The following is a 24031-nucleotide window of genomic DNA, read 5'->3' as shown; positions in this document are numbered from 1 at the left end:
GCGAGCCTGCTCGCGAAGGGGCCGGTACATGCGAAACATCATCTGGATTGGATAATGCTCAACCGCTCCCCCACCACCATCTCGGTAATCCAGTCCACCAGGATCGAGGTGTAGGCCTGCTGCGAAACCGGATCACTCAACGCGTGATCGGCGCCATCAATAATCCGATGGGTCAACGAGTGAGTCTGCTGACATGCGGCGCGGTAACTCATGATCGTCGCGTGGGGCACGAAGTCGTCGGTTTCCGATTCCACCAACAGCACGTCGCCCGTGAATTGCGAACAGGCATGCAGGGCGCGATTGCTGTCGGCGCGCACCAGCGTATTGCGATAATCGCGCAGGTCGGCCTTGTCCAGATCGCGCTTGGGCGTGTGCCACTGCTCGTCGCGGTACAGCGCCGGCACGCGCAGCGCCAGCCAGCGCACCGGGCGCAGTGACGTCAGGATCGAGGCCAGATAACCGCCATAACTGGTGCCGACCACGGCGATCGCCGAAGTGTCGAGGGCCGGGTGCGCCAGCAGGCGATCGTAGGCCGCCAGCAAGTCACGCAGATTGTCTTCACGGGTCACCCGGGTCAGCGGGATTCCGGTGCCGCCGGTATGCCCGCGCAGGTCGAAGGTCAGGCACACGCAACCTAGGCCCGCGATGCCTTTGGCCCGCTCGAGATCACGCTCCTGACTGCCGCCCCAACCGTGCACGAACAACACCCCTGGGACTTTCGATTTGGGACTGAGAAAGGTGCCGCTCATCTGTTCGTCATCAATGTCGATTTGAATGCTTTCGCTTCTAGCCGTCATAGGATTGGACCGTCACATATTTGAGAAGAAACGCGCTGTTTTCCGCCGGGCCGCGATAGACCTCGATGGCGTCCGCCGGCAGCGCCTGATCGGTATAGGTTTCCACCGACGACACGCGAATCGCGCGCATCTGTGGATCGTTGACGAAGCTTTGCAACGCGGCCACTTCAGCGCTGCTGGCACCGCCCATGCGCCAGGATTGTTCGAGCACGCCGCTGCGCGGGTTGCCGCTGGCGTCGAGGCCTTGGGCGATATCGTAATTGCGCCGCGAGGCGAAGAAGCGTGGGTAGGCTTCGTTGGCGGCACTGTCGAAGACCTGCGCCTGCTCGATGGCCAGACGCACATCGTCAGGCAGATCCAGCGCGAGCAATTGATCATAGCCGCCCTGCACCACCAGCAGATTCGAGCCGCCGTAGACCTCTTCGCCCTGACCGTCCTCAGTCAAGTATTGATCACCGCAGTAGCTCAACACTTTGCCGCCGATGAACGACTGGCCGACGCTGTGGGTGACGACGTTGCGCAAGTCCTGCTCCAGCACTACGCCGTCGCTGAACAGGCTTTGCGCTTCGGGACGAGCGAGGATTTCATCGAACGCATCGAGGCTTTTGATCACTTCCTGACCGCGACCGGCGCAAGCGTGAATCGGCTTCAAGCGAATCGGCCCGGCGTACAACAGATGCTCGGCGGCGGGCCGCGCATCTTCCAGGGCGAATACGCTGAGACCGTCGAGCACAACGTTGCGCACCCGCTCCGAAAACAGCGGCGACCAGCCTTGCGGCGCGTGCGCCAGATGGCTGCGCAAGCCGTGGCTGATGGCTTTGGTGCAGATGAAATCGTATTCGACGTAACCGCCCCACAAGTCATCGGGGCCTTTGATGCCCAGCGCTTGAGCGTGGGCGGCGCCAACGATGGTTTGCGTTGGCAGCAGATACAGCTCGCGGCCCTGATGTTTGGCCGGATCGAAACTGCCGCCGAATTTGCAGCCGAGAATCTGCGCCAGCCAACGCGCCAGGGCCTTGTTGGTCTCGACTTCATGTTGCGGCGCCTCGGCACGCACCGAATGGGCCACGACGATTTTGTTGCTGGGTGTCGGGGTCATGCGTTCCCCTTTTATCAGTCGATGGGTTCTCAAAGGAAATTGCAGAGATCAGGCCAATCAGCGATCCCCACGAACCGCCCGATAATCGGGAGCTTGCCGTGACTGTGCTGGCATCACGCCTGTTTCAAACTGCACGACAGCGCGCAAAACTCCGGCAAATTGCACGATCTCTCACCCTCGCCGCGATCATTGTGGGAGCGAGCCTGCTCGCGAAAGCGTAGTGTCAGCCGACTACAATTCTGTAGATCCAGCGCCTTCGCGAGCAGGCTCGCTCCCACATTAGTTCATCGTCGTTCTGGGAGCGGGATTCACACCAAACCGCCCCCGGTACTCACTCGGCCCAAGCCCGGTAATCTTCTTGAAGATCGCACGAAACGCGCCCGGATCCTGATAGCCCACCGTCCAGGCAATGTGGTCGATCGTGCCATTGGTGAACTCGAGCATTTCCCGCGCCTTGCCGACCCGCAGGTGCTGGCAATACTCGGTCGGTTTCAAGCCTGTCGCGGCGCGGAATCGGCGCAGGAAAGTACGCTCTTCAAGTCCCGCACGCTCAGCCATCGCCGTCAGCGAAACATCCGTCGCCCCGGTGCTTTGCAGCCAGTGCTGGACCTTGAGAATCGCCGCGTCGCCATGGCTGAGGATCGGTGCGAAATTGCTTCCGCATTCACTGGCGCTGTCGCTGTGTTCCATCACCAGAAAACGCGCGGTCGCGGTGGCGATGCTCGGGCCGAGCAAGCGATCGACCAGACGCAGTCCCAGTTCCGACCAGGCCATCAGCCCGGCCGTGGTGATCAGGTCGCCGTCGTCGACAATCGGCGTGTCGGCCTTCAGTTTGATCTTCGGGTAACGCTCGGCAAACGCCTGGGCCGAGGTCCAGTGGGTGGTGGCGCTGCGACCGTCGAGCAAGCCGCTTTCAGCGAGCATCAACGAGCCCACACAAACACCACCAAGGGTTGCGCCGCGCGCATGCTGATCGCGCAGCCATTGCGCAAGACTCACGGTCATCTGCGCCGCATCGAACCCGCCGAGGGACGGCGGAATCAGCACGGCGAGCAAACCGTCCTCGTCGCCCGGATGACTGTCATAGACCCGCGTCGGCAGCTGCTCGCCCTCAACCTGCCAGTGACTGACCCGCAGCACGGGCAATTGCACAGCCTGATACTCGGCGGCGATGCGGTTGGCCACGGCGAACAGGTCGGTCAGACCGTGCACCGCCGCCAGTTGCGCGCCGGGGTAAATCAGCACGCCCAGTTCAGCGGTGGCGGCTCTTTGTGCAGCCATTGTCAGTTTTCCCCCGTCTATTGTCGGTGCGGCCAATCCTCGAATCCTCGGCCAGCGTCAATACTGAGGCCACACCCAATCACCGTCTCGAGGACAATCCCATGGCCAAGCAAGCGCTCATCGTAGTCGATATCCAGAACGACTACTTCCCCCAAGGCAAGTGGCCGCTGGTCGGCGCCGACGCCGCTGCCGATAACGCCGCACGGCTGATCGCAGCCTTTCGCGAAACGGGCGATCCGGTGGTGCACATTCGGCATGAATTCACCTCCGAAGACGCGCCGTTTTTCACTCCCGGCTCCGAGGGCGCGAAACTGCATCCGAAAGTGCTCAACCGCGCCGACGAGCCGGTGGTGCTCAAGCGCTTCGTCAACTCGTTCCGTGAGACTGAGCTGAAATCGGTGCTCGACGAACACGGCATCACCGACCTTGTGGTGGTCGGCAGCATGAGCCATATGTGCGTCGATGGCATCACCCGCGCGGCGGCGGACATGGGTTACAGCGTGACCGTGATTCACGATGCCTGCGCCAGCCGTGACCTTGAATTCAACGGCCTGATGGTGCCGGCCGCCCATGTGCACGCAGCATTCATGGCCGCGCTGGGTTTCGCCTATGCCAGCGTGGTATCCACTGACGAGTTCCTGAGCAGCAACGCCTAGCAACAACTGCGCAATCCCCTGGCCCGCCGCGCTGCGGGCCTTTTTGCGTCTGTCATGAAAATCTCACGCGTGAGTCATTGATGGCACTTTGCATTGGTTGTAGTGTGGCCCACGCGTGAGACGCTCATAACCGGATTCCAGCCATGACAAGCCGCACTCCGACGCCTGCCGCAGCCAGCCCCAAGGGCGAACGTGGCAAGACGTCAGCGAAAAAACCGTCGAGCTTCTACATGAAGCAGATGCGCGCAGGCCTGGCCGCCGCCGGTTATGTGAAACACGAAACTTGGGTGCTTCCGGAAAACCGAAGCTTGCTCAAGCAAATGGAGCAACAGCTACGCCAACCGATTCTGGCTGGCTCTTTCATGTCGGAGAAATACATGAGCGCAGGCAACAACTGGACCATCGACAGCCTCTTCAATGCCCTCAAGGCGCTGGACGAGGTGGCTTCCCAAGAGATTTCGCTGTCCCTGATCCAGAGCTCCGAACCGAGCATCAAGCTGGAAATGAACGAATTCGGCGGCCTGCCGATTCATATCGCCCTGGCCGGCCAGCAGATCATCGTCGACACCGTGCTGGTGGACATCGATTCGATCAGCAATGTCCAGGCGTTCAACGATGCCGTGCTGCGCAGCCGCGAGATGTTCCCGCTGTCTTCGATCGGGATCGAATCGATGCCGAACGGGCAGACCGTCTACAACATGTTCGGCGCGCTCAGTGCTGATTCGAGCCTGACCAACGTAGTCACCGAGGTGAAAACCCTGGTCGACAACGTGCAGCGCGCCAGCGAAGCCTTCGAACACTTCTTCAAGTAATCAACAGGGAATATCCAATGACTCAGTCCATCTGGAGCAAGTTGTTCACCGCACTGCGCGGCGGCGCCAATGAAGTTGGCGAAGCCATCGCCGACCAGCAGGCCCTGCGCATCCTCGATCAGGAAATCCGCGACGCGGACACCGCGCTGTCCAATGCCCGCCGCGAACTGGTGACGATCATGGCCAAGCACAAACTGGCCGCCGACCGCGTCAGCGAATACGACGCCAAGATCAAGGACCTCGAAGCCAAGGCTTTGGCCGCGTTGAATGCCGGCCGCGAAGACCTGGCGCTGGAAGTGGCTGAAGCGATTTCGACCCTGACCAACGACCTCGCTGCCGAGAAGAAACTCAGCGATGAATTCGGCGCCTACGCCGACAACATGCGCAAAGACATCAGCAAAGCCGAATCGCGGATCAAGAGCCTGCGCCAGCAAGTGGACATGGCCAAGGCTCGCGACAGCGTGCAGAAAGCCCAGGTCAGCGCCTCGATTGCCAGCGGCGGCGCCAACGGCAAACTGGAAACTGCAGTCGGCACCCTGAACCGCCTGCAAGCCAAGCAGCAGCAACGCGCTGCCGAACTGAGCGCAGCGGACGAACTGGCCGACGCCTCCACCGGCAACGACCTGGAACGCAAACTGCGCGACGCCGGCATCACGCCGAACGAAGGCAGCGCCAATGCGATCCTTGAGCGCCTGAAGCAGAAGTCCGCGCAGTAATGACTGAACGGTAACTTGTGGGAGCGAGCCTGCTCGCGAAAGCGTCGTGACAGTCAAATAATCGAGTGACTGACACAACCCATTCGCGAGCAGGCTCGCTCCCACATGGTTTTGCGGCGTAATTGCCCCTGCTCGTTCACCGCTTCGCCCGTTACACTACCGCCACTTTTTCACCCGAACACCTCCACCCGCTTCAAGGAACGTACCCATGGGATGGTTTAAAGACTTGCTCGGCACCAGCAATTGGCAGACCGCTGCGCCAACGAGCACCGGCGCCAGCGGTCCACTGGGCATGGCACAAGGCAAAGGCGTGCGCTTCGACACGACCCTGGCGTTGCTGCTGGAAGGCTCGACTTCGGTGCGGGTGCCATTCGATCAAGCGGTGTGGAGCGCCGGCTGGGTCGACCTCGGCCAGTCCAACAAATTGCACCGCTATTACATGAACGACGAGGATTTCTGGGTGCAGATCCACGTCACCGGCGATGATCAGGTCGAGTCGGTCACCCTGTTCAATTACCTCAGCTACGTGACGGTCAACAGTGACGCCGAACTGCAGCGTCTGGCCGGCCCGAACAGCCTGATCGGTCTGCCGACCTACAACCACGACGGTGTCGAATACACCCGTGAATGGGGCACCGAACTGCAGCAGACTGAACTGGTGCCAATGACCGAACACGTGGTCAACCCGGACGAGTCCTACACCATCAAGCACCACGCCATGCTGTACGCCCGCGACACCGGCCTGACCGATCGCCGCGAACTGCTGCTGTTCTCCGTCGAACAGGACGAAGAAGGCACCGTCAGCCTGAGCACCTCGCTGGGCATCTCGCTGTACACGACTGATTTGAGCGCCATCTAAAAAAGGAAGTTTTTCATGCTGGAAGTCTTGGCCGTTTCTCTGAACAAAACCGCGCTGGTCGGTTTTGTCGTCTACCTGATCGGCGCCGTGTTGCTGTTCATGCTGTTTCAATTCGTCTACACGCGCATCACCGCGCACAAGGAATTCGAGCTGATCCGCGCCGGCAACACTGCCGCCGCCATTGCCCTGTCCGGGGCGATCATCGGTTTCGCGATTCCGGCGAGCAACGTGATCGCCTACTCGGTCAACGTGCTCGACTTTGTCCTCTGGGCGGTCATCGCCGCCGTCGTGCAGCTGTTGGCGTTCGTTATGACCGGGCTGGTGCTCAAGGGCACGTCCCAGCGCATCGCCAACGGTGAAGTCGCCGCCGGCATTTATGTCGCCGCCGTGGCGATCAGCGTCGGCATGCTCAATGCCGCGTGCATGACCCCGTCCCACTGACCGGCAGGAAGCCTCTCGATGAAACGCAGCAAATACGTGCAATTGTCCCTCGCCGCATCGGTGGCGATGGCGATTTCCGGTGAAGCAGCGGCGCTGGATCAGCCGCGCAACTTCCAGAGCGTTGAACAGTGTGTCGACGCCGAATTGGCCGCCGATCTCTGCTCCAGCGCCTACGTCGCCGCCCTGAACGAACACCGGCGCATCGCCCCGGCCTACAACGACAAGGCCAAGTGCGACGCAGACTTTGCCGCTGGCTGGTGTCAGAAAAATTCCGATGGCCGTTTCGTGCCGAAACTCGGCGGCTTCAAAGTGCCGGGCAATGCCGAGACGCCGCAGGATCTCGATGCCATCGCCAATTCGCAAATGCCGGCGGGAGACACCACCAGCAGCAGTGCCAGCCACGGCGGCTCGCACTATTCCGGTGGCTCAGGTGGCGGCGGCAATGGCTGGCTGACCGGCTGGCTGATCGGCAACGCAATGAGCAACAACGCCGAACGCACCGTTTACCGTGATCGCGAAACGCGCCAGCCGTACAACACCTCAACGCAGTACCGCCGAGCTGACACAACCTCGCGCAGCCAGTCGGATTACGAGAGCAGCAAGAGCAAACCGGTGAACGTTGCCTCGTCGACTTCGCGCGGCGGCTTCGGCAGCCAGTCCAGCGCCCGCAGCGGTTGGGGTGGCTGGGGCAGCAGTTCCGGACGCTCGAGCAGCTGACATGAAAAAGATCCACTGCGCCGAGCGCCCCGACTGGAAACACACCGCTGAAAGCCTCGGTTTCCTGTTCCACACCATCGACGACGAACCGTACTGGGACGAAAGCGCCTACTACCAGTTCAGCCTCGCGCAGATCGAAAACGATCTGGAAGACCCGACTACCGAACTGCACGAGATGTGCATGGATCTGGTGGATCGCGTCGTCAACAGCGAGGAGTTGCTCGATCGCCTGAGTATCCCGGCGGCGTACTACGACATGATCCGCATCTCCTGGCGCGAGGGTCATCCGCATCTGTACGGTCGCATGGACTTTTCCTACAGCGGCAACGGGCCGGCGAAACTGCTGGAGCTCAACTACGACACGCCGACCAGCCTCTATGAGGCGGCGGCGTTTCAATGGGGCTGGCTGGAACAGTGCATCGAGCGTGGCACGCTGCCGCCACATGCTGACCAGTTCAACAGCATCGACACCAAGCTGCATCAGGCCTTCGCCGAGTTGCAGTTGAAGCGGCCGTTCTACTTTGCGTCGATGAAGGATTCGGTCGAGGACAAAGGCACCACCGATTACCTGCGGCTGATCGCGGAAAAGGTCGGCATCGAATCACGCCACATCGATATCGAAGACATTGGCCTGACGGCTGAAGGTCGTTTCGTCGATCTGCAGGATCGCTGGATCCCGCACCTGTTCAAGCTGCACGCCTGGGAATTCATCTTCCACGAGCCGTTCGGCGCAGCGATCGCCGAATGCGATACGCAGTTTTTCGAACCGGCGTGGAAGGCGATTCTGTCGAACAAAGGTGCCCTGCCGCTGCTGTGGGAATTGCACAAGGGACATCCGAATCTGCTCGCTGCGCACCTTGATCCGAATCCGCAGAGTGCGGTGCCGAAGGGCTGGGTGCGCAAGCCGTACTTTTCCCGCGAAGGTGCCAACATCGAACTGCAAACAGTGGAAGGTCTGATCGTCAAAGAGGACGGGCCTTACACCGATGCGCCATTCATCCTGCAGGAGTTCGCACCGCTGCCGAAGTTTGGCGACAGCTACACGCTGATTGGCTCGTGGGTGATTGGCGATGAGGCAGCGGGGATTGGTGTGCGTGAAGACAATAGTCTGATCACCAAGGATTCAAGTCGATTTTTGCCGCACCTGATCCTCGACTGAAACAATTCCTCATGTAGGAGCTGACGAGTGCAACGAGGCTGCGATCTTTTGATCTTCAGAAGCAACGTCAAAAGATCGCAGCCTCGTTGCACTCGTTGCTCCTACAGGTGATAGGGGTCGCGCTGAAATAGCCTCACAAAAAAGGCCCGTCGTTTAAGCGACGGGCCTTTTTCATTCAAGACGGTTACAGCGGCAAATCAGAACGGAATATCGTCATCGAAGCTATCGAAATCCGGAGCCGGTTGCGGTGCGGCCTGCTGCGGTGCTTGCGGAGCCGAACGCTGCTGTGGAGCCGACTGCTGCGGGCGCGGTGCCTGCTGACGTGGCGCCTGCTGCTGGTAGTTGTTGCCGCCGCCTTGCTGATCGCCCTGTTGTGGACGGCCGCCGAGCAGTTGCATGGTGCCTTGCATGTCGACCACGATTTCAGTGGTGTAACGCTTGATGCCGTCCTTTTCCCACTCGCGGGTCTGCAGTTTACCTTCGATGTAGACCTGCGAACCCTTGCGCAGGTATTCGCCAGCGATCTCGGCAACCTTGCCGAACATCGACACACGGTGCCACTCGGTCTTTTCGACCTTCTGACCGGTCTGCTTGTCGGTCCATTGTTCGCTGGTGGCCAGACTCAGGTTGGTCACGGCGTTACCGTTAGGCAGGTAGCGAACTTCGGGATCCTGGCCGCAAGTGCCGACCAATATGACTTTGTTAACCCCACGGGCCATAACGTTCTCCTAAGCGTCGCACGCAGCCCCGGCCGGGTTGTTGACCAGGCGTTCGAGGGTGGTGCGATCCACTAATTCTTTGTCCAGTTTGATGTAAACAGCCGCCTCTTCGGCGACTATCACTGCATCTGTTACCCCTACCAGGGCCTTGAGGCGCTCGACCAGACCCGCTTCGCGGATCGCTTCGGGCGACAACGGCAAGCGCAGGCTCGTCACGTAGGGAGGTTCGCGCATGGTAACAGCAAAGGCCAGCCAAAGTGCAGCCAGCGCGGCGCATCCGAGGAACACAACCGACAGACCGCCATGCTGGAACAACCAGCCGCCGAGTATCCCGCCGAGTGCCGAACCGAGGAACTGGCTGGTGGAGTACACGCCCATGGCCGTGCCCTTGCCGCCCGCCGGTGAAACCTTGCTGATCAGCGACGGCAACGATGCCTCGAGCAGATTGAACGCTGTGAAAAACACCACCGTACCTATCACCAGAGCACGCAGGCTGTCGCCGAACTGCCAGAAGAATAGTTCAGTCAGCATCAATGTCATGACGGCGCCGAGCAAAACTCGTTTCATTTTGCGTTTCTTCTCGCCGTAGATAATGAACGGGATCATGGCGAAGAACGAAATCAGCAGCGCGGTGAGGTAGACCCACCAGTGCTGTTCCTTGGGCAGACCGGCTTTTTCCACCAGTGCCAGCGGCAAGGCCACGAAGCTCGACATCAACATGGCATGTAACACAAAGATGCCCAGATCCAGGCGCAGCAGGTCCGGGTGTTTGAGCGTCGGCATCAGTGCCTGCCGGGCGACGCCGGACTCACGGTGCTGCAACGGCCCGGTGGATTGCGGCACCATGAACATGATGATCAGGATGCCGACCAGCGCCATGGCGCCAGTGGCGAGGAACAGCCCGGACAGCCCGAACGCACTGGTCAGTAACGGCCCGACCACCATGGCCACGGCAAACGACAGGCCGATGGTCATGCCGATCATCGCCATGGCTTTGGTGCGATGCTGCTCGCGGGTCAGGTCGGAAAGCAGCGCCATCACCGCTGCGGAAATCGCCCCGGCGCCCTGCAGGATCCGCCCGGCGATCACACCCCAGATCGAATCGGCCTGGGAAGCCAGAACACTGCCGAGAGCGAACACGATCAGGCCGAGGTAGATCACCGGCCGGCGACCGATGCGGTCGGAAATGATCCCGAACGGAATCTGGAAAATTGCCTGGGTCAGACCGTAAGCGCCAATCGCCAGCCCGATCAGGGCCGGGGTCGCTCCCGCCAGATCCATGCCATAGGTCGCCAGCACCGGCAACACCATGAACATGCCAAGCATACGGAAGGCGAACACCAGGGCCAGACCGCTCGCCGCGCGGGTCTCGCTGCCACTCATGCGTTCGCTGTGGGGATCGTGCATGGAAAAACCTCGTGTGAACCGGCGGCGATTCTACCAGTCCCATCGGAAGACGGGGTATATCGCGACGCTATGACGCGTATAGATGAAACTCTCTTCATTAACGGCAAAACGCCCTTCGTTTGATAGTGTGCATCCATCCAGTATTTGCCCGTATACTCCTACGTTTTCGACGCCCGCCAAGCGAGGCCACTTTGGACAAGATCCTGATACGTGGGGCCCGTACCCACAACCTGAAGAACATCGACCTGACCCTGCCACGGGACAAGCTGATCGTGATCACCGGCCTGTCCGGATCCGGCAAGTCGTCCCTGGCGTTCGACACGCTGTATGCCGAAGGTCAGCGCCGCTATGTCGAATCGCTGTCGGCTTACGCTCGGCAGTTCCTGTCGATGATGGAAAAACCCGACGTCGACACCATCGAAGGCCTGTCGCCGGCGATCTCCATCGAACAGAAGTCGACCTCGCACAACCCGCGTTCGACGGTCGGCACCATCACCGAAATCTACGACTACCTGCGCTTGCTCTATGCCCGCGTGGGCACGCCGCGCTGCCCGGATCACGACATTCCGCTGGAGGCGCAGACCGTCAGCCAGATGGTCGATCTGGTGCTGGCGCAGCCGGAAGGCAGCAAACTGATGTTGCTGGCACCGGTGATCCGCGAACGCAAAGGCGAACACCTGTCGGTCTTCGAAGAATTGCGTGCGCAGGGTTTCGTCCGCGCCCGGGTCAACGGACGCATTTGCGAGCTCGACGAGCTGCCGAAGCTGGATAAACAGAAGAAGCATTCGATCGATGTGATCGTTGACCGCTTCAAGGTCCGCGCCGATCTGCAGCAACGTCTGGCCGAGTCTTTCGAGACTGCGCTGAAACTCGCCGACGGCATTGCCTTGGTCGCGCCGATGGACGACGAGCCGGGCGAAGAAATGATCTTCTCCGCACGCTTCGCCTGCCCGATCTGCGGCCATGCGATCAGCGAGCTGGAACCCAAGCTGTTTTCCTTCAACAACCCGGCCGGCGCCTGCCCGACCTGCGATGGCCTGGGCGTGAAGCAGTTCTTCGACATCAAGCGTCTGGTCAATGGCGAGCTGACCCTGGCCGAGGGCGCGATCCGTGGCTGGGACCGGCGCAACGTCTATTACTTCCAGATGCTTGGCTCACTCGCCTCGCACTACAAATTCAGTCTGGACAAGCCCTTCAACGAGCTGAGCGCCGAGCAGCAGAAGTTCATCCTGCATGGCAGCGGCTCGCAGAACGTCGACTTCAAATACCTGAACGACCGTGGCGACATCGTCAAACGCTCGCACCCGTTCGAAGGCATCGTGCCGAATCTTGAGCGTCGCTATCGCGAAACCGAATCGGCGAGCGTGCGCGAAGAGCTGGCCAAGTTCCTCAGCCATCAGGCCTGCCCGGATTGCCGTGGCACGCGTCTGCGCCGCGAAGCGCGGCACGTCTGGGTCGGCGAGAAAACCCTGCCGGCAGTGACCAATCTGCCGATCGGCGATGCCTGCGAATATTTCGGTGCGCTGAAGATGACCGGTCGGCGTGGCGAGATCGCTGACAAGATTCTCAAGGAAATTCGCGAGCGTCTGCAGTTCCTGGTCAACGTCGGACTCGACTATCTGTCGCTGGATCGCAGCGCGGACACGCTCTCCGGTGGCGAGGCGCAACGGATTCGTCTGGCAAGCCAGATTGGCGCCGGTCTGGTCGGCGTTCTGTATATCCTCGACGAACCGTCCATTGGCTTGCATCAGCGCGACAACGACCGGCTGCTCGGTACGCTCAAGCATTTGCGCGATATCGGCAACACGGTAATCGTGGTCGAGCATGATGAAGACGCGATTCGTCTGGCTGACTATGTCGTCGATATCGGCCCGGGCGCCGGTGTGCACGGCGGGCAGATCGTTGCCGAGGGCACGCCGGACGAAGTCATGGCACACCCTGATTCGCTGACCGGCAAATACCTGTCCGGCCGGGTGAAGATCGAAGTGCCGGCCAAGCGCACGCCGCGCAACAAGAAGCTCAACCTGTCGCTCAAAGGTGCGCGCGGCAACAATCTGCGCAATGTCGATCTGGACATCCCGATCGGCCTGCTGACGTGCGTGACTGGCGTATCCGGTTCGGGCAAATCGACGCTGATCAACAACACGCTGTTCCCGCTGAGCGCCACGGCACTGAATGGCGCGACCACGCTGGAAGCGGCCGCACATGACAGCATCAAAGGTCTGGAACATCTCGACAAAGTCGTCGACATCGACCAGAGCCCGATCGGTCGTACGCCGCGTTCCAACCCCGCGACCTATACCGGGCTGTTCACGCCGATCCGCGAACTGTTTGCCGGCGTGCCCGAGTCGCGCTCCCGGGGTTACGGCCCGGGGCGTTTCTCGTTCAACGTCAAGGGCGGTCGCTGCGAAGCGTGCCAGGGTGATGGCCTGATCAAGGTGGAAATGCACTTCCTGCCGGACATCTACGTGCCCTGCGATGTGTGCAAGAGCAAGCGCTACAACCGCGAAACCCTTGAGATCAAATACAAGGGCAAGAGCATCCACGAAACCCTCGAAATGACCATCGAGGAAGCACGGGAATTCTTCGATGCGGTGCCGGCACTGGCGCGCAAGCTGCAAACGCTGATGGATGTCGGCCTGTCCTACATCAAGCTCGGGCAGTCGGCGACGACCCTGTCCGGCGGTGAAGCACAGCGGGTCAAGTTGTCGCGCGAGCTGTCCAAACGCGATACGGGCAAAACCCTGTATATCCTCGATGAGCCAACCACCGGCCTGCACTTCGCCGATATCCAGCAGTTACTCGATGTTCTGCATCGTCTGCGCGATCACGGCAACACTGTGGTGGTGATCGAGCACAACCTCGATGTGATCAAGACCGCTGACTGGCTGGTGGACCTCGGTCCTGAAGGCGGTTCCAAGGGCGGGCAGATCATTGCCACCGGTACGCCGGAGGAAGTCGCCGAGATGAAGCAATCTCACACCGGCCATTACCTCAAGCCGCTGCTGATCCGTGATCGGGCGTAACTGCCAGGCATGAAAAAGCCCCTGTCACCGTTGAGGTGCCAGGGGCTTTTTTGTAGCTGGTGCAATCAGGACGCGTGGGATTGCAGGTAGTTCTCGAGACCGATCAGCTTGATCAGGCCCAACTGCTTTTCCAGCCAGTAGGTGTGATCTTCTTCGGTGTCGTTGAGCTGAACCCGCAGAATTTCGCGACTGACGTAGTCCTTGTGTTGCTCGCAAAGTTCGATGCCTTTGCACAGCGCAGCGCGGACTTTGTACTCGAGGCGCAGATCAGCTTCGAGCATCGTAGGCACGGTGGTGCCGACATCCAGATCATCCGGACGCATGCGCGGCGTGCCTTCGAGCATCAGAATCCGCCGCATCAATGCATCGGCGTGGCCGGCTTCTTCTTCCATCTCGTGGTTGATGCGCTCGTAGAGCTTGGTGAACCCCCAGTCCTCATACATCCGCGAATGAACGAAATATTGGTCACGCGCGGCCAGCTCGCCGGTCAGCAACGTATTGAGGTAATCGATTACATCTGGGTGGCCTTGCATCGCCCTACATCTCCCTTCCTGAAAGTCTGTAGTTTGAACCAACCTGACTGGAAGGTCACTCACCGCACGCAATAAAAGCGAAGATATTCTGAGAAAAGCAGGCCAAATAACGCAAAAACCGCCCAAATGAGGGCGGTTCTGCTTCTCGTTTAGACTTCGTTAAGCTGTAGGCTGAGCAGCTTTGCGATTGCTTCTCCATACGCTGGATCGGCTTTGTAGAAATGCTGCAACTGGCGATCGACGACGTCGCTGGAAACACCCGCCATCGCACCGGCAATGTTGCTGACCAGCAGCGCTTTTTGCTCTTCGCTCATCAAGCGGAACAAGGCACCGGCATGGCTGTAGTAGTCGGTGTCTTCGCGGTGATCATAGCGATCAGCGGCACCGCTCAAGGCCAGCGCTGGCTCAGCGTAATGTGGCGCTTGTTTCGGCGACTCAACGTAGCTGTTCGGTTCATAGTTCGGCGCCGCGCCGCCATTGCTGCCGAACGCCATAGAGCCGTCACGCTGATAAGTATTCACCGGGCTGCGCGGAGCGTTCACCGGCAATTGCTGGTGGTTGGTGCCCACACGGTAGCGGTGCGCGTCAGCGTAGGCGAATACGCGACCTTGCAGCATGCGGTCTGGCGACAGACCCACGCCTGGCACCATGTTGCTCGGGCCAAACGCAGCCTGCTCGACTTCAGCGAAGTAGTTAAGCGGGTTGCGGTTCAATTCCAGCTCACCAACTTCGATCAACGGAAACTCTTTCTGCGACCAGGTCTTGGTCACATCAAACGGATTCTCATAATGAGCCGCCGCCTGGGCTTCGGTCATAATCTGAATGCACACGCGCCATTTCGGGAATTCACCACGCTCGATGGCCTCGAACAGGTCACGCTGCGCATAGTCCGGGTCGGTACCGGCCAAACGGGCGGCCTCGGCTGGTGCCAGGTTCTTGATGCCTTGCTGAGTCTTGTAGTGCCACTTCACCCAGTGACGCTCGCCTTTGGCGTTGATCAGGCTGTAAGTGTGACTGCCGAAGCCATGCATATGGCGATAGCCGTCAGGGATGCCACGATCAGAAAACAGGATAGTGACCTGGTGCAGCGCCTCAGGCGAATGCGACCAGAAATCCCACATCATCTGCGCGCTTTTCAGGTTGCTTTGCGGCAGACGCTTTTGCGTGTGGATAAAGTCCGGAAACTTCAGCGGATCACGGATGAAGAACACTGGCGTGTTGTTGCCAACGATGTCCCAGTTGCCTTCCTCGGTGTAGAACTTCAAGGCGAAGCCGCGCGGATCGCGCTCAGTGTCGGCCGAACCACGCTCGCCACCTACGGTAGAAAAGCGCAGAAAGGTTGGCGTTTGCTTGCCTACCGATTCAAACAGCTTGGCACTGGTGTATTCCGTGATGTCACGGGTGACGGTGAACGTACCGTAAGCGCCCGAACCTTTAGCGTGGACACGGCGCTCGGGAATGTTTTCACGGTTGAAGTGCGCGAGTTTTTCGATGAGATGGAAATCGTCGAGAAGCAGCGGACCGCGTGGGCCGGCGGAACGGGAATTCTGGTTATCAGCGACTGGCGCGCCACTGGCGGTTGTAAGCGTCTTGGTCTGGCTCATGCGGTCTTCTTCCTCTGTCAGTCTTGAACTGCCGGCTAATGGGCTTGGAGGGAAGTATTGATCATCGACGTTACAGCTACAAATTCATTAACCTGCAAGCATCGATAGATAATTACTAATTATGTTTTCCCGGCACATAGTGGCAGTTCAACCATGTCAGAAACTTGTATGGACGGCGCATTTCTTACAGACACAAAAAACCGGGCACTAGGCCCGGTTCTTTGTTTCAGACTGACGTCTTACTCGGCGGATACAGCTTCGCCAGCAGTAGCACGATCAACCAACTCGACGTACGCCATAGGCGCGTTGTCGCCAGCGCGGAAACCGCACTTGAGGATGCGCAGGTAGCCACCCTCACGGGTAGCGTAACGCTTGCCCAGGTCGTTGAAGAGCTTACCAACGATAGCTTTCGAACGAGTACGGTCGAAAGCCAGACGGCGGTTAGCCAGGCTGTCTGTCTTGGCCAGAGTGATCAGCGGCTCGGCAACGCGGCGCAGTTCTTTGGCTTTTGGCAGAGTAGTTTTGATCAGCTCGTGCTCGAACAGCGACACCGCCATGTTTTGGAACATGGCCTTGCGGTGCGAGCTGGTGCGGCTCAGGTGACGACCACTTTTACGATGACGCATGGTTCATTCCTTACCAAACACTACGTTCGGTGATTACGACGATCAGGCAGTCGCCTTGTCGTCCTTCTTAAGACTTGCAGGCGGCCAGTTGTCGAGGCGCATGCCGAGGGACAGACCGCGGGAGGCCAGAACGTCCTTGATTTCAGTCAAGGATTTCTTGCCCAGGTTCGGAGTCTTCAACAGCTCTACTTCGGTACGCTGAATCAGGTCGCCGATGTAGTAGATGTTTTCCGCCTTAAGGCAGTTAGCCGAACGTACAGTCAGTTCCAGATCGTCAACCGGGCGAAGCAGGATCGGATCGATCTCGTCTTCCTGCTCGACAACCAGCGGCTCACTTTCACCTTTGAGGTCGACGAACGCAGCCAGCTGCTGTTGCAGGATGGTTGCAGCGCGACGGATAGCCTCTTCAGGATCCAGGGTACCGTTGGTTTCCAGATCAATAACCAGCTTGTCCAGGTTGGTACGCTGCTCGACACGGGCGTTTTCCACCACGTAAGCGATACGGCGAACCGGGCTGAACGAAGAGTCGAGCTGCAAGCGACCGATGCTGCGGCTTTCGTCTTCATCGCTCTGACGCGAGTCGGCTGGTTCATAACCACGACCACGAGCTACGGTGAGCTTCATGTTCAGGGCGCCGTTAGACGCCAGGTTAGCGATTACGTGATCGGGATTAACGATCTCGACATCATGATCCAGCTGAATATCGGCAGCGGTAACCACCCCCGAACCCTTCTTCGACAAGGTCAGCGTAACTTCGTCACGACCGTGCAGCTTGATGGCCAGACCTTTAAGGTTCAACAGGATTTCAATTACGTCTTCCTGTACACCTTCGATGGCGCTGTACTCGTGGAGCACACCGTCAATCTCGGCCTCGACTACTGCGCAGCCGGGCATTGAGGACAACAGGATGCGGCGCAGCGCGTTGCCCAGGGTGTGGCCAAAACCACGCTCGAGAGGCTCGAGAGTGATCTTGGCGCGGGTTGGACTGACAACCTGCACATCAATGTGGCGGGGTGTCAGGAACTCATTTACCGAAATCTGCATGGATGCACCTATTTTCTAGCCCTTACTTGGAGTAGAGCTCGACAATCAGGCTTTCGTTGATGTCGGCGGACAGATCACTGCGAGCAGGAACGTTCTTGAAAACGCCCGACTTCTTCTCAGTGTCTACTTCTACCCATTCTACGCGGCCACGTTGGGCACACAGATCGAGAGCTTGGACAATGCGAAGCTGGTTTTTTGCTTTCTCGCGAACTGCAACCACGTCACCAGCACGAACCTGATACGACGGAACGTTTACGGTTTGACCGTTAACGCTGATCGACTTGTGCGATACCAGTTGACGGGATTCGGCACGAGTCGAACCAAAGCCCATACGGTATACAACGTTGTCCAGACGGCATTCGAGCAGTTGCAACAGGTTTTCACCGGTTGCACCTTTCTTGCCAGCAGCTTCTTTGTAGTAGCCGCTGAACTGACGCTCGAGAACGCCGTAGATACGACGGACCTTCTGCTTTTCACGCAGTTGGGTGCCGTAGTCGGACTGGCGACCGCGGCGCTGGCCGTGGATACCAGGTGCTGCTTCAATGTTGCACTTCGATTCGATCGCGCGCACGCCGCTCTTCAGGAAGAGATCGGTGCCTTCGCGACGAGCGAGTTTGCATTTTGGACCAATGTAACGAGCCATTCTTTACAATCTCCTGGATTACACGCGGCGCTTCTTCGGCGGACGGCACCCGTTGTGCGGGATTGGCGTCACGTCGGTGATGCTGGCGATCTTGTAGCCACAGCCGTTCAAAGCGCGGACTGCGGATTCACGACCTGGACCTGGACCCTTGACGTTGACGTCGAGGTTTTTCAGGCCGTATTCCAGCGCAGCTTGACCAGCACGCTCAGCAGCTACTTGAGCAGCGAACGGGGTGGACTTGCGGGAACCGCGGAAACCCGAACCACCGGAGGTAGCCCAGGAAAGAGCGTTACCTTGACGGTCGGTAATGGTCACGATGGTGTTGTTAAAAGATGCATGGATGTGGGCGATGCCATCAACCACTGTCTTTTTAACTTTTTTACGAGGACGAGCAGCAGGTTTTGCCATGATTAAATTCCTGTCGATTCGCTGGGGCGATTACTTGCGGATCGGCTTACGCGGACCTTTACGGGTACGCGCGTTGGTCTTGGTACGCTGACCGCGTACTGGCAGACCACGACGATGACGCAGACCGCGATAGCAACCGAGGTCCATCAAGCGCTTGATTTTCATGTTGATTTCGCGACGCAGGTCACCTTCAGTGGTGAACTTCGCCACTTCGCCACGCAGCTGTTCAATTTGCTCGTCGCTCAGATCTTTGATCTTTGCTGCTGGGTTTACCCCAGTCACTGCACAGATCTTCTGCGCAGTAGTGCGACCAACACCATAGATGTAGGTCAGCGAGATAACAGTATGCTTGTTATCTGGAATGTTAACGCCTGCAATACGGGCCATTCAGTGGGACTCCAATTGACAGCTACCTACGCCCCGGAAGCCAAGAAATAGGGCGCGAGATAATATCGCTGTAATAACAAATAATCAACCCGGTAGCGCACTAGCTACCGGGCTTGAAGCACAATCACACTCAGCCTTGGCGCTGTTTGTGACGCGGTTCCGCGCTGCAAATTACTCGAACAACACCTTCGCGGCGAATAATCTTGCAGTTACGGCACAGCTTTTTCACCGATGCACGAACTTTCATCACCAACTCCTCGAACCTTATGGGTACTCAGCGCAACATGCCGCTGCCGTAACCCTTCAGGTTGGCTTTCTTCATCAGGGATTCGTACTGGTGCGAAACGAGGTGCGATTGTACTTGGGACATGAAGTCCATCACAACCACGACCACGATCAGCAACGAGGTCCCGCCAAGGTAGAACGGAACGTTTGCTGCAACCACCAGGAATTGGGGCAACAGGCACACGGCCGTCATGTAAAGAGCACCGAACAGGGTCAAGCGGGTCAGAACGCCATCAATATAGCGCGCAGACTGCTCACCTGGACGAATGCCCGGAATAAAGGCACCGGACTTCTTCAGGTTTTCCGCTACGTCTTTCGGATTGAACATCAACGCCGTATAGAAGAAGCAGAAGAAAATAATCCCTGCACTAAACAGCAGAATATTCAACGGCTGACCAGGAGCGATCGACTGCGAGATGTCCTGCAACCAGCCCATACCTTCAGACTGACCGAACCAGGCACCCAACGAAGCCGGGAACAGCAAAATGCTGCTCGCGAAAATAGCCGGAATAACACCGGCCATGTTCACCTTCAGCGGCAAGTGGCTTGTCTGCGCAGCAAAAACCTTGCGGCCCTGCTGACGCTTGGCGTAATGAACAGCGATACGACGCTGACCACGCTCAATGAACACCACGAAACCGATAATCGCTACTGCCAGCAAACCGATGGCAACCAGGGCGAAGATGTTGATATCGCCCTGACGCGCAGACTCGAAAGACTGCCCGATTGCTCTCGGAAGACCGGCGACGATACCCGAAAAAATCAACATCGAGATACCGTTGCCAACACCACGCTCAGTAATCTGCTCACCCAGCCACATCATGAACATCGCACCAGCCACAAATGTGGTTACCGCGACGAAATGGAAGCCAAAGTCACCAGTGAACGCGACGCCCTGCCCCGCCAGACCAATGGACATGCCAATAGCCTGGACCAGAGCGAGAGCGACGGTGAGGTAGCGGGTGTACTGGCTAATCTTGCGACGGCCAGCTTCACCTTCCTTCTTCAACTGCTCCAGCTGCGGGCTGACGGCGGTCATCAGTTGCATGATGATCGATGCCGAAATGTACGGCATGATCCCCAGTGCAAAGATGCTCATCCGTTCCAGCGCGCCGCCGGAGAACATGTTGAACAAGCTAAGAATGGTCCCCTCATTCTGTCGAAACAGGTCTGCGAGTCGGTCCGGGTTGATACCTGGAACCGGGATGTGTGCGCCTATTCGGTAGACGATAATCGCCAGGAACAGAAAACGCAGACGAGCCCAGAGTTCAGACATACCGCCTTTGCCGAGCGCAGAGAGAGCACCTTGCTTAGCCATTTATTCCTCGAACTTGCCGCCAGCTGCTTCGATAGCCGCACGCGCACCTTTGGTGGCGCCGATTCCCTTGCCGATAGTGACAGCGCGAGTCACTTCACCGGACAGCATGATTTTCACACGCTGTACGTTGACGTTGATCACGTTGGCATCTTTCAGGGACTGCACAGTAACGATGTCGCCTTCCACTTTAGCCAGCTCGGACAAACGCACTTCTGCGCGATCCATGGCTTTCAGGGAAACGAAACCGAACTTAGGCAGACGACGATGCAGCGGCTGTTGACCGCCTTCAAAGCCTGGAGCGATGGTGCCACCGGAGCGGGAGGTCTGACCTTTGTGACCACGGCCACCAGTCTTGCCCAAACCACTACCGATACCACGGCCCGGACGATGCTTTTCGCGACGGGAACCCGGCGCTGGACTCAGATCATTGAGTTTCATCGATTAACCCTCGACACGCAGCATGTAGTAAGCCTTGTTGATCATCCCGCGATTCTCGGGAGTATCCTGGACTTCTACAGTGTGACCGATGCGACGCAGACCCAGACCCTTAACGCACAGTTTGTGGTTAGGGATGCGGCCGGTCATGCTTTTGATCAGCGTAACTTTAACGGTAGCCATGATTACTTGATCTCCTCAACACGCAGGCCACGCTTGGCAGCGATGGACTCAGGAGACTGCATAGCCTTCAGACCCTTGAAAGTGGCGTGAACCACGTTTACCGGGTTAGTCGAGCCGTAGCACTTGGCCAGAACGTTCTGAACGCCAGCAACTTCGAGGACAGCACGCATAGCGCCGCCAGCGATGATACCGGTACCTTCAGAAGCAGGCTGCATGTACACCTTTGAAGCGCCGTGAGCGGACTTCATCGCGTACTGCAGAGTGGTGCCGTTCAGGTCAACTTGAATCATGTTACGGCGAGCAGCTTCCATTGCCTTCTGGATCGCAGCAGGCACTTCACGCGACTTGCCACGGCCGAAGCCAACACGCCCTTTACCATCACCAACCACGGTCAACGCGGTGAAAGTGAAGATACGGCCGCCTTTAACGGTTTTGGCTACGCGGTTAACTTGAACCAGCTTCTCGATGTAGCCTTCGTCGCGCTTTTGGTCGTTATTTGACATAACTTAGAACTCCAGCCCAGCTTCACGAGCAGCATCAGCCAGCGCTTTAACGCGGCCATGGTACTTGAAGCCAGAGCGGTCGAAAGCCACTTGCGATACGCCAGCGGCCTTAGCACGCGTAGCGACCAGCTGGCCAACCTTTGTGGCCGCGTCGATGTTGCCAGTGGCACCATCACGCAGTTCTTTATCCAAAGTCGAGGCACTTGCCAGGACTTTGTTGCCGTCGGCCGAGATGACCTGGGCGTAGATGTGCTGCGACGAGCGGAACACGCAGAGACGCACGACTTCGAGTTCGTGCATTTTCAGGCGTGCTTTGCGAGCGCGACGCAGTCGAGTAACTTTTTTGTCGGTCATTTGCTATGCCCTACTTCTTCTTGGCTTCTTTACGACGGACGACTTCGTCCGCGTAGCGCACACCTTTGCCTTTGTACGGCTCTGGTGGACGGAAGTCGCGGATCTCGGCGGCCACTTGACCTACCAGCTGCTTGTCGATGCCCTTGATCAGGATATCGGTCTGGCTAGGAGTCTCAGCGGTGATGCCTTCCGGCAGTTCGTAATCCACTGGGTGCGAGAAGCCAAGAGCCAGGTTCAGAACCTGACCTTTTGCTTGCGCTTTGTAACCAACACCGACCAGCTGGAGCTTGCGCTCAAAGCCTTGGCTTACGCCCTGGACCATGTTGTTTACCAACGCACGCGTGGTACCGGCCATTGCGCGAGTTTGTTGATCGCCATTGCGAGCAGCGAAACGCAGCTCACCAGCTTCTTCAACGATCTCAACGGACGAATGGATGTTCAGTTCAAGAGTGCCCTTGGCACCCTTCACCGAAAGCTGTTGGCCTGCGAATTTGACTTCGACACCGGCTGGCAGCTTAACGGGGTTCTTAGCGACGCGAGACATGCTTATCCCCCCTTAGAACACAGTGCAAAGAACTTCGCCGCCGACACCGGCAGCGCGCGCAGCACGATCAGTCATCACACCTTTGTTGGTGGAGACGATAGACACGCCAAGACCGCCACGAACTTTCGGCAGATCTTCAACGGACTTGTACTGACGCAGGCCTGGACGACTAACGCGCTTCACTTCTTCGATAACCGGACGGCCTTCGAAGTACTTCAGCGAGATGGACAGCGACGGCTTGGCGTCGGTGGTGATCTGAAAATCCGCGATGTAACCTTCGTCCTTCAGGACTTTTGCTACAGCAGCCTTCAACGTGGAAGACGGCATGCTTACGACAGACTTTTCAGCCATCTGGGCATTACGGATTCGAGTTAGCATGTCCGCTAACGGGTCCTGCATACTCATGGGCTAGACGCTCCTAATACAAAAAAATTAGCCTTGCGGCTACTACTTGTCGCCGAGAACTTCCGGGCAGAAAAACACGGGCTCAGGCGAGCCGGTCATTCTAGACACACCCCAGAAATGAATCAAGCCCCAAAAGGGGCTTGATTCAGATTCAAGGCCACCGATGGTCAGGTTCTTGCGAACCCGAACATCGAGACTTTGACAACTGTTACCAGCTGGCTTTAACCAGACCTGGTACGTCACCACGCATTGCAGCTTGACGCAGCATGTTACGGCCGAGGCCGAACTTGCGGTACACGCCGTGCGGACGACCAGTCAGGCGGCAACGGTTACGCATGCGCGAAGCGCTTGCGTCACGTGGTTGCTTCTGCAGAGCTACGGTAGCTTCCCAACGCGCTTCTGGACTTGCGTTCAGATCGACGATGATAGCTTTCAGCGCTGCACGCTTGGTGGCGTACTTGGCAACGGTGAGCTGACGCTTCAGCTCACGGTTCTTCATGCTCTTCTTGGCCATTTTCCTACTCCAATCAGTTGCGGAACGGGAATTTGAAAGCACGCAGCAGAGCGCGGCCTTCATCATCGTTCTTGGCAGTGGTGGTCAGGGTAATGTCCAGACCGCGGAGAGCATCGATCTTGTCGTAGTCGATTTCCGGGAAGATGATCTGCTCTTTCACGCCCATGCTGTAGTTGCCGCGACCATCGAAGGACTTGGCATTCAGGCCGCGGAAGTCGCGAACCCGAGGCAGGGAGATCGACAGCAGACGATCCAGGAACTCGTACATACGCTCACGGCGCAGGGTCACTTTGACGCCGATCGGCCATCCTTCGCGGACTTTAAAGCCAGCGATGGATTTACGAGCGTAGGTCACAACGACTTTCTGGCCGGTGATCTTTTCCAGGTCAGCAACAGCGTGCTCGATGACTTTTTTGTCGCCGATCGCTTCGCCCAGACCCATGTTCAGGGTGATTTTGGTAACGCGCGGAACTTCCATCACGTTCGAAAGCTTAAGTTCTTCCTTAAGTTTCGGAGCGATTTCCTTCCGGTAAATCTCTTTTAGTCGTGCCATGGT

At 58.3% G+C, this 24031-nt stretch carries 30 protein-coding genes; 8 read left to right on the top strand and 22 right to left on the bottom strand.

From position 1 onward, the window contains the following. Nucleotides 1-38: 38 nt before the first annotated feature. The 3 genes from J2Y39_RS23340 to J2Y39_RS23330 form a co-directional block, all read right to left on the bottom strand. The gene (locus J2Y39_RS23340; RefSeq protein WP_042610641.1) at nt 39-797 is read right to left on the bottom strand and encodes a S9 family peptidase; all 759 of its coding nucleotides are present in this window, start codon (nt 795-797) and stop codon (nt 39-41) included. Continuing rightward, entirely contained in the window at nt 787-1896 is a 1110-nt protein-coding gene (locus tag J2Y39_RS23335) for a DUF3182 family protein (RefSeq protein WP_151553043.1), read from the bottom strand. The genes J2Y39_RS23340 and J2Y39_RS23335 overlap by 11 nt, the downstream gene beginning before the upstream one ends. 279 nt (nt 1897-2175) lie before the next feature. After that, complete coding sequence (locus J2Y39_RS23330) at nt 2176-3177, bottom strand: GlxA family transcriptional regulator (protein WP_310219985.1); 1002 nt, start codon at nt 3175-3177, stop codon at nt 2176-2178. Between the two features lie 101 nt (nt 3178-3278). Between J2Y39_RS23330 and J2Y39_RS23325 the strand changes: the two genes are divergently transcribed. The 7 genes from J2Y39_RS23325 (at nt 3279) to J2Y39_RS23295 (ending at nt 8537) form a co-directional block, all read left to right on the top strand. After that, nucleotides 3279-3833, top strand: coding sequence for a cysteine hydrolase family protein (locus tag J2Y39_RS23325; protein ID WP_310219983.1), 555 nt, complete (start codon nt 3279-3281; stop codon nt 3831-3833). 230 nt (nt 3834-4063) lie between these two features. Further along, nucleotides 4064-4645, top strand: coding sequence for a YjfI family protein (locus J2Y39_RS23320; RefSeq protein WP_225914461.1), 582 nt, complete (start codon nt 4064-4066; stop codon nt 4643-4645). Nucleotides 4646-4662: 17 nt separating this feature from the next. Continuing rightward, on the top strand, nt 4663-5361 hold the full coding sequence (locus tag J2Y39_RS23315) for a PspA/IM30 family protein (protein ID WP_310219981.1): 699 nt from the start codon (nt 4663-4665) through the stop codon (nt 5359-5361). Nucleotides 5362-5569: 208 nt separating this feature from the next. Then, nucleotides 5570-6220, top strand: a complete 651-nt coding sequence (locus J2Y39_RS23310) for a DUF2491 family protein (protein WP_310219979.1) — start codon at nt 5570-5572, stop codon at nt 6218-6220. Between the two features lie 15 nt (nt 6221-6235). After that, complete coding sequence (locus J2Y39_RS23305; protein ID WP_310219977.1) at nt 6236-6661, top strand: DUF350 domain-containing protein; 426 nt, start codon at nt 6236-6238, stop codon at nt 6659-6661. Between the two features lie 18 nt (nt 6662-6679). Continuing rightward, entirely contained in the window at nt 6680-7378 is a 699-nt protein-coding gene (locus J2Y39_RS23300) for a DUF1190 domain-containing protein (RefSeq protein WP_056790788.1), read from the top strand. A 1-nt stretch (nt 7379) separates the two neighbouring features. Continuing rightward, on the top strand, nt 7380-8537 hold the full coding sequence (locus tag J2Y39_RS23295; protein ID WP_310219975.1) for a glutathionylspermidine synthase family protein: 1158 nt from the start codon (nt 7380-7382) through the stop codon (nt 8535-8537). Nucleotides 8538-8734: 197 nt separating this feature from the next. On the opposite strand, the gene J2Y39_RS23290 is transcribed toward J2Y39_RS23295, so the two are convergent. Both J2Y39_RS23290 and J2Y39_RS23285 read right to left on the bottom strand, forming a co-directional pair. Further along, nucleotides 8735-9256: a single-stranded DNA-binding protein gene (locus tag J2Y39_RS23290; RefSeq protein WP_041477666.1), complete on the bottom strand. Its 522-nt coding sequence runs from the start codon at nt 9254-9256 to the stop codon at nt 8735-8737. Between the two features lie 9 nt (nt 9257-9265). Further along, a complete protein-coding gene (locus J2Y39_RS23285; RefSeq protein ID WP_041477665.1) occupies nt 9266-10663 on the bottom strand; it encodes an MFS transporter in 1398 nt (465 codons plus the stop codon). A 191-nt stretch (nt 10664-10854) separates the two neighbouring features. On the opposite strand from J2Y39_RS23285, the gene uvrA reads away from it, so the two are divergent. Continuing rightward, nucleotides 10855-13689 carry an excinuclease ABC subunit UvrA gene (gene uvrA, locus J2Y39_RS23280; RefSeq protein WP_041477664.1) on the top strand — a complete coding sequence of 945 codons (2835 nt, stop codon included), beginning with the start codon at nt 10855-10857 and terminating at the stop codon, nt 13687-13689. Between the two features lie 65 nt (nt 13690-13754). On the opposite strand, the gene bfr is transcribed toward uvrA, so the two are convergent. The 17 genes from bfr to rplE form a co-directional block, all read right to left on the bottom strand. Further along, nucleotides 13755-14222 (bottom strand): bacterioferritin, encoded by a 468-nt coding sequence (gene bfr, locus J2Y39_RS23275; RefSeq protein WP_016772947.1) that lies wholly within the window; start codon nt 14220-14222, stop codon nt 13755-13757. A gap of 149 nt (nt 14223-14371) precedes the next feature. Then, complete coding sequence (locus J2Y39_RS23270) at nt 14372-15826, bottom strand: catalase (protein WP_095181967.1); 1455 nt, start codon at nt 15824-15826, stop codon at nt 14372-14374. A 239-nt stretch (nt 15827-16065) separates the two neighbouring features. After that, complete coding sequence (gene rplQ / locus J2Y39_RS23265; protein WP_003176402.1) at nt 16066-16452, bottom strand: 50S ribosomal protein L17; 387 nt, start codon at nt 16450-16452, stop codon at nt 16066-16068. Nucleotides 16453-16494: 42 nt separating this feature from the next. Beyond that, nucleotides 16495-17496, bottom strand: coding sequence for a DNA-directed RNA polymerase subunit alpha (locus tag J2Y39_RS23260; protein WP_016772946.1), 1002 nt, complete (start codon nt 17494-17496; stop codon nt 16495-16497). Between the two features lie 22 nt (nt 17497-17518). Next, complete coding sequence (gene rpsD, locus J2Y39_RS23255; protein ID WP_003176404.1) at nt 17519-18139, bottom strand: 30S ribosomal protein S4; 621 nt, start codon at nt 18137-18139, stop codon at nt 17519-17521. Nucleotides 18140-18157: 18 nt separating this feature from the next. After that, entirely contained in the window at nt 18158-18547 is a 390-nt protein-coding gene (gene rpsK, locus J2Y39_RS23250; protein ID WP_002555466.1) for a 30S ribosomal protein S11, read from the bottom strand. Between the two features lie 30 nt (nt 18548-18577). Next, entirely contained in the window at nt 18578-18934 is a 357-nt protein-coding gene (gene rpsM / locus J2Y39_RS23245; RefSeq protein WP_003186020.1) for a 30S ribosomal protein S13, read from the bottom strand. Between the two features lie 130 nt (nt 18935-19064). After that, nucleotides 19065-19181 carry a 50S ribosomal protein L36 gene (gene rpmJ, locus J2Y39_RS23240; protein WP_002555468.1) on the bottom strand — a complete coding sequence of 39 codons (117 nt, stop codon included), beginning with the start codon at nt 19179-19181 and terminating at the stop codon, nt 19065-19067. Between the two features lie 27 nt (nt 19182-19208). Further along, entirely contained in the window at nt 19209-20537 is a 1329-nt protein-coding gene (gene secY, locus J2Y39_RS23235; RefSeq protein ID WP_016772945.1) for a preprotein translocase subunit SecY, read from the bottom strand. After that, a complete protein-coding gene (gene rplO / locus J2Y39_RS23230) occupies nt 20538-20975 on the bottom strand; it encodes a 50S ribosomal protein L15 (protein WP_003228720.1) in 438 nt (145 codons plus the stop codon). Between the two features lie 3 nt (nt 20976-20978). Continuing rightward, on the bottom strand, nt 20979-21155 hold the full coding sequence (rpmD, locus tag J2Y39_RS23225) for a 50S ribosomal protein L30 (protein ID WP_003176408.1): 177 nt from the start codon (nt 21153-21155) through the stop codon (nt 20979-20981). Nucleotides 21156-21157: 2 nt separating this feature from the next. After that, entirely contained in the window at nt 21158-21658 is a 501-nt protein-coding gene (gene rpsE, locus J2Y39_RS23220) for a 30S ribosomal protein S5 (RefSeq protein WP_007955637.1), read from the bottom strand. A gap of 3 nt (nt 21659-21661) precedes the next feature. Beyond that, nucleotides 21662-22012 carry a 50S ribosomal protein L18 gene (gene rplR, locus J2Y39_RS23215; RefSeq protein WP_003186037.1) on the bottom strand — a complete coding sequence of 117 codons (351 nt, stop codon included), beginning with the start codon at nt 22010-22012 and terminating at the stop codon, nt 21662-21664. Between the two features lie 10 nt (nt 22013-22022). Then, complete coding sequence (gene rplF / locus J2Y39_RS23210) at nt 22023-22556, bottom strand: 50S ribosomal protein L6 (RefSeq protein ID WP_003228722.1); 534 nt, start codon at nt 22554-22556, stop codon at nt 22023-22025. 12 nt (nt 22557-22568) lie between these two features. After that, nucleotides 22569-22961, bottom strand: coding sequence for a 30S ribosomal protein S8 (rpsH, locus tag J2Y39_RS23205; protein WP_016772944.1), 393 nt, complete (start codon nt 22959-22961; stop codon nt 22569-22571). A 208-nt stretch (nt 22962-23169) separates the two neighbouring features. Then, nucleotides 23170-23475 (bottom strand): 30S ribosomal protein S14, encoded by a 306-nt coding sequence (gene rpsN, locus J2Y39_RS23200; protein WP_003186042.1) that lies wholly within the window; start codon nt 23473-23475, stop codon nt 23170-23172. 13 nt (nt 23476-23488) lie between these two features. Further along, nucleotides 23489-24028, bottom strand: coding sequence for a 50S ribosomal protein L5 (gene rplE / locus J2Y39_RS23195; RefSeq protein WP_003210069.1), 540 nt, complete (start codon nt 24026-24028; stop codon nt 23489-23491). Between the last annotated feature and the right edge of the window lie 3 nt (nt 24029-24031).

Source organism: Pseudomonas sp. 2957, assembly GCF_031456345.1.
Classification (GTDB): domain Bacteria; phylum Pseudomonadota; class Gammaproteobacteria; order Pseudomonadales; family Pseudomonadaceae; genus Aquipseudomonas; species Aquipseudomonas siliginis.
The sequence above is the reverse complement of the archived record's forward strand: the minus strand, read 5'-3'. Positions and strand labels throughout refer to the sequence as shown.

Coding starts and splice junctions, on each gene's coding strand:
- J2Y39_RS23340 (WP_042610641.1), bottom strand. CDS start 797: ATGACGGCTAGAAGCGAAAGCATTCAAATCGACATTGATGACGAACAG.
- J2Y39_RS23335 (WP_151553043.1), bottom strand. CDS start 1,896: ATGACCCCGACACCCAGCAACAAAATCGTCGTGGCCCATTCGGTGCGT.
- J2Y39_RS23330 (WP_310219985.1), bottom strand. CDS start 3,177: ATGGCTGCACAAAGAGCCGCCACCGCTGAACTGGGCGTGCTGATTTAC.
- J2Y39_RS23325 (WP_310219983.1), top strand. CDS start 3,279: ATGGCCAAGCAAGCGCTCATCGTAGTCGATATCCAGAACGACTACTTC.
- J2Y39_RS23320 (WP_225914461.1), top strand. CDS start 4,064: ATGAAGCAGATGCGCGCAGGCCTGGCCGCCGCCGGTTATGTGAAACAC.
- J2Y39_RS23315 (WP_310219981.1), top strand. CDS start 4,663: ATGACTCAGTCCATCTGGAGCAAGTTGTTCACCGCACTGCGCGGCGGC.
- J2Y39_RS23310 (WP_310219979.1), top strand. CDS start 5,570: ATGGGATGGTTTAAAGACTTGCTCGGCACCAGCAATTGGCAGACCGCT.
- J2Y39_RS23305 (WP_310219977.1), top strand. CDS start 6,236: ATGCTGGAAGTCTTGGCCGTTTCTCTGAACAAAACCGCGCTGGTCGGT.
- J2Y39_RS23300 (WP_056790788.1), top strand. CDS start 6,680: ATGAAACGCAGCAAATACGTGCAATTGTCCCTCGCCGCATCGGTGGCG.
- J2Y39_RS23295 (WP_310219975.1), top strand. CDS start 7,380: ATGAAAAAGATCCACTGCGCCGAGCGCCCCGACTGGAAACACACCGCT.
- J2Y39_RS23290 (WP_041477666.1), bottom strand. CDS start 9,256: ATGGCCCGTGGGGTTAACAAAGTCATATTGGTCGGCACTTGCGGCCAG.
- J2Y39_RS23285 (WP_041477665.1), bottom strand. CDS start 10,663: ATGCACGATCCCCACAGCGAACGCATGAGTGGCAGCGAGACCCGCGCG.
- bfr (WP_016772947.1), bottom strand. CDS start 14,222: ATGCAAGGCCACCCAGATGTAATCGATTACCTCAATACGTTGCTGACC.
- J2Y39_RS23270 (WP_095181967.1), bottom strand. CDS start 15,826: ATGAGCCAGACCAAGACGCTTACAACCGCCAGTGGCGCGCCAGTCGCT.
- rplQ (WP_003176402.1), bottom strand. CDS start 16,452: ATGCGTCATCGTAAAAGTGGTCGTCACCTGAGCCGCACCAGCTCGCAC.
- J2Y39_RS23260 (WP_016772946.1), bottom strand. CDS start 17,496: ATGCAGATTTCGGTAAATGAGTTCCTGACACCCCGCCACATTGATGTG.
- rpsD (WP_003176404.1), bottom strand. CDS start 18,139: ATGGCTCGTTACATTGGTCCAAAATGCAAACTCGCTCGTCGCGAAGGC.
- rpsK (WP_002555466.1), bottom strand. CDS start 18,547: ATGGCAAAACCTGCTGCTCGTCCTCGTAAAAAAGTTAAAAAGACAGTG.
- rpsM (WP_003186020.1), bottom strand. CDS start 18,934: ATGGCCCGTATTGCAGGCGTTAACATTCCAGATAACAAGCATACTGTT.
- rpmJ (WP_002555468.1), bottom strand. CDS start 19,181: ATGAAAGTTCGTGCATCGGTGAAAAAGCTGTGCCGTAACTGCAAGATT.
- secY (WP_016772945.1), bottom strand. CDS start 20,537: ATGGCTAAGCAAGGTGCTCTCTCTGCGCTCGGCAAAGGCGGTATGTCT.
- rplO (WP_003228720.1), bottom strand. CDS start 20,975: ATGAAACTCAATGATCTGAGTCCAGCGCCGGGTTCCCGTCGCGAAAAG.
- rpmD (WP_003176408.1), bottom strand. CDS start 21,155: ATGGCTACCGTTAAAGTTACGCTGATCAAAAGCATGACCGGCCGCATC.
- rpsE (WP_007955637.1), bottom strand. CDS start 21,658: ATGTCAAATAACGACCAAAAGCGCGACGAAGGCTACATCGAGAAGCTG.
- rplR (WP_003186037.1), bottom strand. CDS start 22,012: ATGACCGACAAAAAAGTTACTCGACTGCGTCGCGCTCGCAAAGCACGC.
- rplF (WP_003228722.1), bottom strand. CDS start 22,556: ATGTCTCGCGTCGCTAAGAACCCCGTTAAGCTGCCAGCCGGTGTCGAA.
- rpsH (WP_016772944.1), bottom strand. CDS start 22,961: ATGAGTATGCAGGACCCGTTAGCGGACATGCTAACTCGAATCCGTAAT.
- rpsN (WP_003186042.1), bottom strand. CDS start 23,475: ATGGCCAAGAAGAGCATGAAGAACCGTGAGCTGAAGCGTCAGCTCACC.
- rplE (WP_003210069.1), bottom strand. CDS start 24,028: ATGGCACGACTAAAAGAGATTTACCGGAAGGAAATCGCTCCGAAACTT.